This is a genomic window from Lysobacter cavernae (assembly GCF_042648505.1).
Taxonomy (GTDB): Bacteria; Pseudomonadota; Gammaproteobacteria; order Xanthomonadales; family Xanthomonadaceae; genus Lysobacter_L; species Lysobacter_L cavernae.
This window is the reverse complement of record NZ_JBHRXK010000002.1, coordinates 628,498-639,649: the sequence shown is the minus strand read 5'-3', so window position 1 is coordinate 639,649 and position 11,152 is coordinate 628,498. Positions and strand designations below refer to the sequence as shown.

The following is an 11,152-nucleotide window of genomic DNA, read 5'->3' as shown; positions in this document are numbered from 1 at the left end:
TTCTTGCAGTACGTCGGCACCACGCATCGAAGGTCTCGGGGCAAGCAGAACGGTAATGGGACAAGTCTATGCGGGTGGGAGGTATTTCAGCAGCCTGCTAACGCCAAATAGACCCCGGCTCGGGGATGGCGGAGTATTCCGATCTGCTAATCGGCACGTCAAGCGGGTATTCGAATAAGAAACAAACAATTACATCGAAAGAATGCTTGCCTCGCCAGGGAAAATCACAGCCGTGAAGTGATACGGGGTATCACCCGGCTCCGGGCGACAAGCAGATCGCTTTGATGCGCAGATCGGACAGAAAGAGGCTGCCTTAGACAAGAACGGCCCGGTCATGCGACCCTCCTGCGACTTTGAATGCCGTGATTGCTCGATGGCCGACGTTGCCCGCTCTGTTTCCTCCGCGCCGCTGCAGGGCGAGGCCGCGCTGGTGCGCACGCTGGGGACGTTCCAGTTGGGGGCGTCGATCATCAACGTCGTCGTCGGTGTCGGCATTTTCATGCTGCCGGCGCTGCTGGCCGCGCGCATGGGCCCGGCCGCGCCGCTGGCGTTCGTGGTGGGGGCGGCGGCGATCGTGCCGATCGCGCTGTGCTTTGCCGCGATCGGCAGCCGTGCCGCGACCACCGGCGGGCCGTACACCTATCTCAGCGCCACCTTCGGGCCGTTCGCCGGCTTCCTCGCCGGCGCCTTGATGTGGATCTGCAGCGTCACCTCCAGTGCCAGTGCGGCGGCGGCGTTGGCCGGCCAGGCGGCGCATGCGTTTCCCTGGTTCGCGCAACCGTGGCCGCGCGGCCTGCTCATCGCGGCGACTTACACGCTGTTGTTCGCGCTCAATGCCTTTGGCGTGCGGCTCGGCGCGCGCATGATCGTGGCGTTGGCGGCGCTGGTACTGCTGCCGTTGTTTCTGCTGGCCTCGCTCGGCCTGTTCTTCATCGATTGGCAGCAGGTCAGTTTTTCCTGGAGCGCGTTGCCGTCGTCGAGCGCGCTGGGCTCGTCGCTGATGCTGGTGATCTTTGCCTACGCGGGCATGGAGACCGCGCTGGTGCCCTCGGGTGAAGTGCGCGATCCGGCCACGCACGTGCCGCGCGCCACGCTGGGCGCGATCGCGATCGTGGTGCTGCTGTACGTCGGCCTCCAGGTGGTGTGCCAGGGGATGCTAGGTGCCGCGTTGCCGGGCAGCGATGCGCCGCTCGCCGACGCCGCGGGCGCGGTGTGGGGGCCGGCACGCGGCGTGCTGCTGGTCACCGCCTGCGTGTCGATGCTCGGTTTCCTGATGGGCAACCTGTTCTCGTCGTCGCGCCTGCTGTTTGCACTCGGTCGCGATGGCTTCCTGCCGCGTCCGTTCGCTCGGGTCGATGCGAAGTATCGCGTGCCGCAGTTGGGCCTGTTCGCGCACGCCGGCATCGCGATCGTGCTGGCAGTGGCCGGCAGCTTCGAAGCGCTGGCGTTGATTTCCGGCGGCGCGATCTGCCTGGTGTTCGCCGCGGTCGCGGTGGCCGCGTGGCGTGCGCAGGCCATCGACCTGCGGGGCCACGGCGCGCCGCTGGTGTTGCCCGGCGGGGCATTGGTGCCGGTGGTGGCGGTGCTGGCGATGGTGGCGATCCTGACCACACTGACCGAGAGGGAGTGGCTGGCGATCGCGGCGTCATTGACCGCGCTGGTGGTGGTCTACGCGGTGCTGGCGGCGACGAGCGGACGCGCCACGCGTCGCGGCTGAGCGGGCCAGCCCTCTGCGGCACCGGGACGGTGCCGGGCACGCGCGGCCTAGCCGCGGTGCTCCAGCGCCAGGTATTGCGCCGATTGCATCTCGATCAGGCGCGAGGCGGTGCGCTCGAACGCGTGCGCGAGTTTCTGCCCGGCGTACAGCGCCTGCGGCGCGGCGGCGGCGGTGCACACCAGGTTGACGTGGCGGTCGTAGAACTCGTCGATCAGGTGCACGAAACGTCGCGCCGGATCGTCGTTGCGGCCGTCGAACAACGGAATGCCGCCGAGCAGCACGGTGTGGCACTCGGTCGCGATCTCGATGTAGTCGCTGGCCGCGCGCGGGCCCTCGCACAACGCGGCGAAGTCGAACCAGGCGTGGCCTTCGGCGAGCGCGCGCACCGGGATCTCGCGGCCGTCGATCAACCACGGCCCGGCCTCGTGCGGGCAGGTGGCGGTGAGCGTGTGCCAGCGCTGCGCCAGCCAGCGCTCCGATTCGCCGTCGAGCGGCGCGCGGTAGACCGGCGAGCGCGTCAATGCGCGCAGGCGGTAGTCCTGCGCGCTGTCGAGGTAGAGTACGCGGCAATGGCGCTCGATCTGCGCGATCGCCGGCAGGAAGCGCTCGCGCTGCAGGCCGTCCTTGTACAGATGCCTGGGCTCGGTGTTGGACGTGGTCACCAGCGCCACGCCTTGCGCGAACAGGTGTTCGAGCAGGCGTCCGAGCAGCATCGCGTCGCCGATGTCGTTGACGAAGAACTCGTCCAGCACCAGCACACGCAGCTGCTTGCCCCAGTCGCGCGCGATCGTCACCAGCGGGTCGCGCTCGCCGGCATGGGCACGTAGCTGCGCGTGGACTTCGCGCATGAAACGGTGGAAGTGGGTGCGACGCTTGCCGCCCTCACCCCACCGTTCGCCCTGCGAACGGTCCCCCCCTCTCCCGGCCGGCGGGGGAGGGGCATCGGTGCGGCCTGCGACCGCGACGTCCCTCAGGGGCAGGGCGTCGAAGAACAGATCGATCAGGAAGGTCTTGCCGCGGCCGACGCCGCCCCACAGGTACAGGCCGGGTGGTGCCGGTGGCGACTTGCCGCGCAGGCCATCGAAAAAGCTGCGCTTGGGCGGGTCGAGCAACGCCGCGTGGATGCGGTCGAGCTCGCGCAGCGCCGGGTGTTGGGCGGGGTCGTCGTTCCAGTCGCCGCGGGCCACGCCGGCGGCATAGGCGGCGGACGGTCCGTCGGTGTGGCTCAGGGCGGGCGCGCGTGTCGCCGCGGTCGGGGCGTTCATGCGCTCTGAGGGTCGACCGGAAGCTCCGGCGGCAGGTACGGCCGCACGCCGTTCTTGATCGCGCCGCGCAGGTCGATCAGGCGGCGGTGAAAGAAATGACTGGTGTCGGGCATCTTCACCAGCTCCGGCGGCTGGCGCAGCTGCTTGAGGCTGTCGAGCCAGGCGTACACCGCCTGCGGGTCGACGATCTCGTCGGCCTCGCCCTGGATCACCAGCCACGGGCCGTCCGGCGGCACGATCTGGCTGAAGTCCCAGCTGCGTCCGGCCGCGGGCGGCGCCACCGAGATCAGCATGCCGGGCTTGAGTTCGGCCGCGCACTTGAGCGTGACGTAAGCGCCGAAGCTGAAACCGGCCAGCCACAGCTGCGCGTCCGGACGTTGCGCGCGCACCCAGGCGGCGACCGCGCGCAGGTCGTCGGCCTCGCCGAGGCCCTCGTCGAAACGGCCGCTGGAGGCGCCGACGCCGCGGAAGTTGAAGCGCACCGTGGCCGCGCCGGACTCGCGCAGCGCGCGCGCGACCATGGTCACGACCTTGTTGTGCATGGTCCCGCCCTCGGTCGGCAGCGGGTGGCAGACGATCGCCACGATCGGCCGCGGCGGCGCCTCGGCCGCCTCGACGATCGCCTCGAGCGCGCCGGCCGGGCCGTCGAGCATCAACGCGGTGGAGGCGTCGGTGGGAAAGGCGGGGCTGTTCATGCCGTCATGATACGGGGCGACGGGTTCAGGGCCCGTAATCCGCGCGGCCAGAGGGTCAGTGACCGCGGCGCAGGGCGAAGCCGAGCAACAGCGGGTCGTGGTCGGCGCTGCGCCAGGGACCGGTGCCACCGGCGCGGTAACCGGCGGCCTCGGGTTCGTCGGCATTGCTGTGCCATTCGGCCGCACCGCGCAGGTTCGCGGCCAGCGCCGGGCTGAGCAGGGCGTGGTCGAGGCGGCCGAGTTGGCCGTCGTAGACATAGCTGTACGGCGCGCGGATGCCGGCCACCGCGAAGGCGTCGCGCCAGCCGGCTTCGGCCAACGCACGCAACGGCGCTTCCTGCGCGTAGGCATTGAGATCGCCGACGATCAACGTGCGATCGCTGCCGGAGCCGGTGGGGTCGCTCTGCAGCCAGGCATCCAGGCGGCGCGCCGAATCGGTGCGCGTGGCGTTCCAGCAGGCGGTGCCGTCGCCTTGGTTGCGGTCGGCGCCTTCGGCACCGCTGCAGCCCTTGGACTTGAAGTGGTTGGCGACGATGACGAAGGCGGCACCGTCGTCGCGGCCACCGGCGACCGGCACGAACGCCTGCGCCAGCGGCACCCGGCTGTGCGGCCCGAACGGGCCTTGTGTCAGCGTCGCCGGCGCGCCCTGCGGCCGCACGCGGTCGTCGCGGTAGATCAGGCCGACCCGGATCGGGTTGTCGCCCGGGCCGTGCCCGGCGTCGATGTGACGCCAGGCACCGCCGCCGTCGCGGTTGAGGGCGCTGACCAGCGCGACCAGGCTGGACTCGGGGCCGTAGCCGTCGTTCTCCAGTTCCATCAGGGCGACCAGGTCGGCGTCGAGGCCACGCAGGGTGGCGACGTGCTTGGCCAGCTGCGCGGCCAGTTCGGCCGCGGTGCGTGCGCCGCGCGCGGTCGGGAAACCGCTGCCGTGGCCGTCGCCGTTGAACAGGTTTTCGAGGTTGAGCGCGGCGATGCGCAGGTCGCCGGCGACGCGCGGTGGGTGCGGTCGCGCGCCCGGCCGCAGCGTCGGCCTCTGGCCCAGGTGCACGCCGTAGTCGCCGCCGAACTGGTCGAGCACGCCGACGACGTCGTCGAGGCGGCTGTCGCGGCGCGCGCGGTCGAGGCCGTCCGGCCACAGCGCGGCCGCGGCGCGGTCGGCGTCGGCGCGGCCCTCGTCGAGCCAGAGCCGGCGCCGGCGGTGGTCCTGGGCGATCGCCTGCGCCTGTGCGCTGCCGGGCGCGGCGCGCTCGGTCGGCTGCCAGGGGCGCTCGCCGAAACTGACGCCCTGCCGGGTGTCCTTGCGCTCGCCCAGCCACAGCGGCGCCTGCAGGTGCACGGCCATGCCTTCGAGGCGTTCCCAGTCCGGCGGCAGCTGGTTGACGACGGTCGCGGTTACCGTGCCCGGGCCCAGGCGCTGCAGCACCCGCGGGTCTTCCAGCGCGGTGCGGCTGGCGCCGCCGAGGTCCTGCTCGACGACGCGGCCGCGCACCCGCACGCGTTCACCCGCGACCACCGGCGTGCTGGCGGGGTCGTGCACGAACACGGCGTCGGAGGTCGTGGCGTCGCCGTCGCCGGCGTCCTGCAGGAACCAGCCCACCCGCGCGCCGGGCCCGTCGAAGCGCACGCCCACCACCCCCTCGACGGTGACGTCCTGGCCGACCCGCGCGCTGTGCGCGCCGCGGCCCTGCACGCTGCCGATCGTCACCACCTCGCGCGCCAGCGCGGCGGTCGAACCCAGCAACAGGCAGGGGGCAAGCAGCAGCGCGGCGCGGATGCGGGTCATCGCGGGGGATCGGTGGGAAGGGGCGCGCATTATCGCGTCGTGTCGATCGCATCGGCGCAGGCGCGCGGGCAACGGACCGGGCCGGCGCGGTCGCCAGCAACAAAAACGCCGCCCGTAGGCGGCGTTTTCAGTGCGAAGCGCGGCGACCTTACTTGAGGTTGCCGAGCATCCAGTCGACCGTGGCGATGACCTGCTCGTCGGTCAGGGCCGGGTTGCCGCCCTTCGGCGGCATCACGCCGGCAGCGCCGGTGAAGCCCTCGATCGCGTGCTTGTGCAGGGTGTCCTTGCCCTGGGCCAGGCGCGGACCCCAGTGCGCCTGGTCCATGGTCGGCGCGCCACCGGCGCCGGACTTGTGGCAGCCCGCGCAGAGGCCGTCGAAGATCACCGCGCCGTCGAGCGTGCCGCCGTAGGCGACCTGCGATGCAGCCTTGGCTGCAGCCGCGGCGGCCGCGGCGGCCTGCGAGGCGGCGCCGGTCGAGCCGGCGTAGACCGCGCCGACCGGGGCGATGCGGTTCAACTGACGCTGGGCCACGGCCGGATCGATTTCCGGCGGGATCTGCTTGTGCACGAAGTACGCGCCGATCATCAGGCCGACCGTGACCACCACGAGGAAGCCGATCACCATCGAGAATTTCTTCAGGAATTCAAGGTCGTAATTGCGCACGATCCACCTATAGCGCACGCCCGGTCGGGCATGCAGAGCCATCAACAAGAACCGCACCCAGGGTGCGGCCGCGCGCCAGTATAAAGCCGGCTCCCCCGTCCGGAGACAGGGGATGGCGCGCCCGGAGGGATTCGAACCCCCGACCAATGGCTTCGGAAGCCACTACTCTATCCGGCTGAGCTACGGGCGCCTGGCTGAGATCCCGGCGGCCTGGCATCGAACGATGGCCACGCAGCGCGGGGCTGGCATTCTAGCGGCAAAACCGTGGCGACGCGTTGCCGCGCACGGCGCGATTGCACGCCGCCGGGCACTTCACTGGTTGCATAAGATGAGTTACGAACGTTTCGACACCCCACCCGCACCGGTCTGGAAGACCCGGCTGGCGCTGTACTGGCAGCTGGTGCGCGGCGACCGTCCGATCGGCTGGCTGTTGCTGCTGTGGCCAACCTGGTGGGGCCTGTGGCTGGCCGCCGATGGCGTGCCGCCGCTATGGACGCTGTTCGTGTTCAGCGCCGGGGTCTGGTTGACGCGCTCGGCCGGCTGCGTGATCAACGACTACGCCGACCGTTGGCTCGACCCGCACGTCGAACGCACCCAGAACCGTCCGCTGGCGACCGGTGCGGTGCGCGGGCGCGAAGCACTGGCGCTGTTCGCGGTGCTGATGCTGATCGCGTTCGCGCTGGTGCTCACGCTCAACCGGCTCACGGTGTGGATGAGTTTCATCGGCGTGGCGCTGGCGGCGAGCTACCCCTACCTCAAGCGCTACACCCACCTGCCGCAGGTGTACCTGGGGCTGGCGTTCGGCTGGGGCATCCCGATGGCGTTTGCGGCGGTGCGCGGCGAGGTGCCGGCGCTGGCGTGGCTGCTGTACGCGGCCAACATCCTGTGGTCGACCGCCTACGACACCTGGTACGCGATGGTCGACCGCGAGGACGACCTCAAGATGGGCAGCAAGTCGACCGCGATCCTGTTCGGCGAGCTCGACCTGGTCGCGCAGGGCGTGCTGTACGCGCTGTTCTTCGTCGCGCTGGTGCTGGTCGGGCAGCGTGCCGGGCTCGGCGGCTATTACTGGGCCGGGCTGACGGTGGCGGCGGCGTTGGTGGTGTACGAGTTTGCGATCGCGCGCCATCGCGAACGTGCGGCCTGCTTCCGCGCGTTCCTGCACAACCACTGGGTCGGGTTGGCGGTGTTCGCCGGCATCGCGCTGGACCTGGCGCGGCGCGGTGCGGCCGGCTGAGGCGGGCCGGCTTTGAGGCGGGCACGTTTCGCGCCCGCCTCGCCAGGCTCACATTGTGTGCGCCAGCTTGCGCAGGCGGAAGCCGGCAATGATCTGCAGCACGCCGTAGATCAGCGCACCGGCGCCGATCCACAGCGCCACGGTCAGCAGGCCGGCGCCCGGGTAGGCGACAAACAGGCCGCCGAGCACGATCGCCAGCACGCCGCTGAGCGCGATCAGCCACTCGCCCTCGATCTCCTTGCGCACCCGGATCGCGAACACGATGCGATAGATGCCGGCGACCAGCAGCCAGGCGGCGAGGAACAGCAGCAAAACGCCGGCAGTCGTGACCGGGTTGAGCACGGCCAGCACGCCGAACACCAGCGAGGCGATCGCATACAGCGCCAGCCAGCCCTTGGAGATCGCCACGTCCTTGCGGAACAGCGCGATCACGCTGGTCACGCCCTCGGCCAGCGCCATCACCCCGAACGCCCAGGCAATTGCCACCGCGGTGGTGCCCGGCCACGCGAACGCGGCCACGCCGAACAGCACGGCGATCACGCCGTACACCACCAGCACCCACCAGCTGCGTCCGAGACCTGCGAGCAAACCGACATTCATGACGACCTCCTTGGCGTGAACAAGCCGGACGCGGCGCGCCGGCACATGGGCGCGGAGCATGTCACGGGCGATTGCGGGCCCGTGTGAAGTCGCCATCGCCGAAGTCGCAACCGATGTGAAGCCGGCGCGGGGGCGGTTGTGCTGCAATCGCGGCCGGTCCCGTCACTGGAGTGCTGCCATGCGCCGTCTGAGTCTGTCGCTGCTCCTGTGTGGCCTGGCTGCCAGCGCCCACGCCCAGCAGGCGGTGCCGCCGAGCCGCGAGCACCTGGCGCCGGCCGGCTGGGAGGACTCGTACCATGACCTGCACTACAGCCCGGTGGTGCGCATCGGCGACCGCGTGATCGTGTCGGGCATTCCCGCCAGCGAGGGCGACAGTGAGGAGGCCAAGATCCGCTGGGCGTTCCAGCAGTTGAAAGCGCACCTGGAGGCGGCCGGCGCGACCCTGGACGACGTGGTCGAGCTGCAGAGCTTCCACGTCGCCCGCGACCACGCCGAATTCCGGCGCCGGGCCGACCCGGTGCTGAAGATCCACCGCGAGTTCTTCAAGGGCCACTACCCGGCCTGGACCGCGGTCGGCACCACCGCCCTGTTCTCCAAGGACGCGCCGATGGAAATCCGCGCCGAGGCGGTCATCGGATCGGGCCGGCGTGCGAAGGCGGAGATTGCGGCGCCGGCGCAGCGCTGACCGGACTTACCGGCGAAAGCGCCGCAGCGCGAACGCGGTCTGGATGCCGCCGTAGATCAGCGCGGCCACGGCCAGCCACAGCGTGATCGCCTGCAGGCGCAGCTCCGGGTAGGTCAGGAAGAACACCCCCAGCGCGATCATGCACACGCCGCTGATCGCCAGCCACCAGTGGCCCTCGACCAGCCGGCGCAGCAGCGCCGCCAGCACCAGGCGCGCGATGCCGGCCACGATCAGCCAGCCGGCCACCAGCCAGAACAGGCTCATCGCCAGCCATAGCGGTTGCAGCAGGGCGACCACGCCGAGTGCGATCGACAGCACCGCATAGGCCAGCAGCAGCGCGTTGGGCAGGGCGACGACCTTGCGGAACACGCAGCCAATGGCGTAGATGCCGTCGATCACCGCCAGTGCGCCGAAGGCCATGAGCAGCGCGACCACGGTGTTGTCCGGCCACAGCAGCACGGCCGCGCCGAAGGCCAGCCCGAGCAGGCCATACAGCAGCATGAGCCAGCGGTTGCGATTGCGGGTGTCGTCGGCTGCGTGGTTCATGCGCGTTCGTCCCTGTGCGGTCGGAGCAGCCATGAAACGGCGCGGGCCGCGGCGGGTCAAGCCTCACGGCACCCGCGCGCATACCCACACATCGACGCGGGCCACGCCGGCGTGTCGCAAAGCCCGCGCCGCCGCCTGCACGGTCGCACCGGTGGTCATCACGTCGTCGACCACGGCGACGTGGGTGGGCAGCCCGGCGCCGGTGCGCACGGCAAAGGCGCCGCGCAGGTTGCGCTGGCGTTGCCCGGCGTCGAGCCGCGACTGCGGCGCGGTGGCGCGCACGCGCTGCAGCAGGTCGTCGCGCAACGGCAGGCCGAGTTGCTGCGCCAGCGGCCGCGCCAGTTCCAGCGCCTGGTCGTAGCCGCGCCGGCGCAGGCGGCCTGGGTGCAGCGGCACCGGCAGCAGCGCCTGCGGCCGGTCGGCACCGGCCAGGGCCGGCGCCATCAGTTGCGCGAGCAGGCGGGCGCTGGCGAGGTCGCCGTGGAACTTGGCGCGCGGCAGCAGCCGGTCGAGCGGGGCGCGGTAGACGAAGGCGGCGCGCGTGTTTGCTTGCGGCGGCGGCCGTTGCAGGCAATCACCGCAGGCCTCGGCGGCGACCGCCAGCGGCAGGGCGCAGTGCGCGCAGGCGTGGCATTGCCACGGCAGCTCGGCACGGCAGGCCGGGCACAGGTCGAGGCCGGCGTGGCCGCGCTCGCCGCAGAGCAGGCAGTGCGGCGGCCACAGGCTCCGGCCCAGCCGGGCCAGCCAGCCGTCAACCGATGCAGCGGCGATTTGGTTGACAGGGGTCGTCATGCTTTCCAGACTGCCGGGCCTGTCCCGCCGTGTCCGTCGGAAAACCCCCATGCCTGCCGTCAGCGAATCCCCCCCCGCTCGCCACAGCGAGTTGCGCCACGACTGGTCGCGCGCGCAAGTGCGCGCGCTGTTCGACCTGCCGTTCCCGGAACTGCTGCACCGCGCCGCGTCCGTGCACCGCGTCCATTTCGACCCGGCGCAGGTCCAGGTCAGCACCCTGCTGTCGGTCAAGACCGGCGGTTGCCCGGAGGATTGCGGCTACTGCCCGCAGGCCGCGCGCTACCACACCGGCGTCGAGGCCTCGAAGCTGATGAGCACCGAAGCGGTGCTGGAGAAGGCCCGCCAGGCCAAGGCCGCCGGCGCCTCGCGTTTCTGCATGGGCGCGGCCTGGCGCTCGCCCAAGGACCGCGACATCCCGAAAGTGGCAATGATGATTGCGGAAGTGAAGGCGCTCGGCCTGGAGACCTGCGCCACGCTGGGCATGCTGTCGGGCGATCAGGCCAAGGCGTTGAAGTCGGCCGGCCTCGACTACTACAACCACAACCTCGACACCGCGCCGGAGTTCTATAACCAGGTCATCCACACCCGCGAGATGCAGGACCGGCTGGACACGCTGGGCCACGTCCGCGACGTCGGCATGAAGACCTGCTGCGGCGGCATCGTCGGCATGGGCGAGTCGCGCGAGCAGCGCGCCGGCCTGCTGCAGGCCCTGGCCAACCTGCCGGCACACCCGGACTCGGTGCCGATCAACCGCCTGGTCCAGGTCGAGGGCACGCCGCTGGCCGGCACCGAGCCACTCGACCCGTTCGAATTCGTGCGCACGGTTGCCGTGGCGCGCCTGCTGATGCCGCAGTCGATGGTGCGGCTGTCAGCCGGCCGCGAGAGCATGAGCGACGAGCTGCAGGCGCTGTGCTTCCTGGCCGGGGCCAATTCCATCTTCTACGGTGAGAAATTGCTGACGACCGGCAACCCCGACACCGAGCGCGATATGGCATTGTTTGCCCGACTGGGCCTGCGCCCGATGCAGTTGGTCGAACAGTCACTTCAAGCCGGGGGGACCACCGTGCACGCTGACATCCTTGAGGACACCGGCACGGATGCCGCCCCGCGTTCCTGCGCGGTGCTTCGGGACGACCGCGCTGCGGTCTCCTCAGCACAGGCCTGAACC

The 11,152-nt window shown here is 70.8% G+C and carries 11 protein-coding genes and 1 tRNA gene; 4 read left to right on the top strand and 8 right to left on the bottom strand.

Annotated elements, in window-relative coordinates:
- The first annotated feature begins 373 nt into the window (after positions 1-373).
- The gene (locus ACFOLC_RS07180; protein ID WP_386758529.1) at positions 374-1,717 is read left to right on the top strand and encodes an APC family permease; all 1,344 of its coding nucleotides are present in this window, start codon (positions 374-376) and stop codon (positions 1,715-1,717) included.
- Between the two features lie 47 nt (positions 1,718-1,764).
- On the opposite strand, the gene zapE is transcribed toward ACFOLC_RS07180, so the two are convergent.
- The 5 genes from zapE to ACFOLC_RS07155 form a co-directional block, all read right to left on the bottom strand.
- Positions 1,765-2,982, bottom strand: a complete 1,218-nt coding sequence (gene zapE, locus ACFOLC_RS07175; RefSeq protein WP_386758528.1) for a cell division protein ZapE — start codon at positions 2,980-2,982, stop codon at positions 1,765-1,767.
- Positions 2,979-3,677, bottom strand: coding sequence for an alpha/beta hydrolase (locus tag ACFOLC_RS07170; RefSeq protein ID WP_386758527.1), 699 nt, complete (start codon positions 3,675-3,677; stop codon positions 2,979-2,981). Before ACFOLC_RS07170 ends, zapE begins: the two co-directional genes overlap by 4 nt.
- 55 nt (positions 3,678-3,732) lie before the next feature.
- Complete coding sequence (locus ACFOLC_RS07165) at positions 3,733-5,460, bottom strand: ExeM/NucH family extracellular endonuclease (RefSeq protein WP_386758526.1); 1,728 nt, start codon at positions 5,458-5,460, stop codon at positions 3,733-3,735.
- Between the two features lie 148 nt (positions 5,461-5,608).
- Complete coding sequence (locus ACFOLC_RS07160) at positions 5,609-6,124, bottom strand: c-type cytochrome (protein WP_386758571.1); 516 nt, start codon at positions 6,122-6,124, stop codon at positions 5,609-5,611.
- 113 nt (positions 6,125-6,237) lie between these two features.
- Positions 6,238-6,314: transfer RNA gene (locus ACFOLC_RS07155), tRNA-Arg, on the bottom strand.
- A 138-nt stretch (positions 6,315-6,452) separates the two neighbouring features.
- Between ACFOLC_RS07155 and ubiA the strand changes: the two genes are divergently transcribed.
- A complete protein-coding gene (ubiA, locus tag ACFOLC_RS07150; protein WP_386758525.1) occupies positions 6,453-7,361 on the top strand; it encodes a 4-hydroxybenzoate octaprenyltransferase in 909 nt (302 codons plus the stop codon).
- Between the two features lie 48 nt (positions 7,362-7,409).
- Here ubiA and ACFOLC_RS07145 read toward each other — a convergent pair whose 3' ends face one another.
- The gene (locus ACFOLC_RS07145) at positions 7,410-7,961 is read right to left on the bottom strand and encodes an HdeD family acid-resistance protein (protein WP_386758524.1); all 552 of its coding nucleotides are present in this window, start codon (positions 7,959-7,961) and stop codon (positions 7,410-7,412) included.
- A gap of 178 nt (positions 7,962-8,139) precedes the next feature.
- Here ACFOLC_RS07145 and ACFOLC_RS07140 point away from each other — a divergent pair, with 178 nt between their 5' ends.
- Positions 8,140-8,646, top strand: a complete 507-nt coding sequence (locus tag ACFOLC_RS07140) for a Rid family hydrolase (protein ID WP_386758523.1) — start codon at positions 8,140-8,142, stop codon at positions 8,644-8,646.
- A gap of 6 nt (positions 8,647-8,652) precedes the next feature.
- On the opposite strand, the gene ACFOLC_RS07135 is transcribed toward ACFOLC_RS07140, so the two are convergent.
- A complete protein-coding gene (locus ACFOLC_RS07135; RefSeq protein ID WP_386758522.1) occupies positions 8,653-9,192 on the bottom strand; it encodes an HdeD family acid-resistance protein in 540 nt (179 codons plus the stop codon).
- Between the two features lie 63 nt (positions 9,193-9,255).
- Positions 9,256-9,984 (bottom strand): ComF family protein, encoded by a 729-nt coding sequence (locus ACFOLC_RS07130; RefSeq protein ID WP_386758521.1) that lies wholly within the window; start codon positions 9,982-9,984, stop codon positions 9,256-9,258.
- 49 nt (positions 9,985-10,033) lie between these two features.
- Here ACFOLC_RS07130 and bioB point away from each other — a divergent pair, with 49 nt between their 5' ends.
- Positions 10,034-11,149 carry a biotin synthase BioB gene (gene bioB / locus ACFOLC_RS07125; RefSeq protein WP_386758520.1) on the top strand — a complete coding sequence of 372 codons (1,116 nt, stop codon included), beginning with the start codon at positions 10,034-10,036 and terminating at the stop codon, positions 11,147-11,149.
- Positions 11,150-11,152 lie beyond the last annotated feature (3 nt).

Coding starts and splice junctions, on each gene's coding strand:
- ACFOLC_RS07180 (WP_386758529.1), top strand. CDS start 374: ATGGCCGACGTTGCCCGCTCTGTTTCCTCCGCGCCGCTGCAGGGCGAG.
- zapE (WP_386758528.1), bottom strand. CDS start 2,982: ATGAACGCCCCGACCGCGGCGACACGCGCGCCCGCCCTGAGCCACACC.
- ACFOLC_RS07170 (WP_386758527.1), bottom strand. CDS start 3,677: ATGAACAGCCCCGCCTTTCCCACCGACGCCTCCACCGCGTTGATGCTC.
- ACFOLC_RS07165 (WP_386758526.1), bottom strand. CDS start 5,460: ATGACCCGCATCCGCGCCGCGCTGCTGCTTGCCCCCTGCCTGTTGCTG.
- ubiA (WP_386758525.1), top strand. CDS start 6,453: ATGAGTTACGAACGTTTCGACACCCCACCCGCACCGGTCTGGAAGACC.
- ACFOLC_RS07145 (WP_386758524.1), bottom strand. CDS start 7,961: ATGAATGTCGGTTTGCTCGCAGGTCTCGGACGCAGCTGGTGGGTGCTG.
- ACFOLC_RS07140 (WP_386758523.1), top strand. CDS start 8,140: ATGCGCCGTCTGAGTCTGTCGCTGCTCCTGTGTGGCCTGGCTGCCAGC.
- ACFOLC_RS07135 (WP_386758522.1), bottom strand. CDS start 9,192: ATGAACCACGCAGCCGACGACACCCGCAATCGCAACCGCTGGCTCATG.
- ACFOLC_RS07130 (WP_386758521.1), bottom strand. CDS start 9,984: ATGACGACCCCTGTCAACCAAATCGCCGCTGCATCGGTTGACGGCTGG.
- bioB (WP_386758520.1), top strand. CDS start 10,034: ATGCCTGCCGTCAGCGAATCCCCCCCCGCTCGCCACAGCGAGTTGCGC.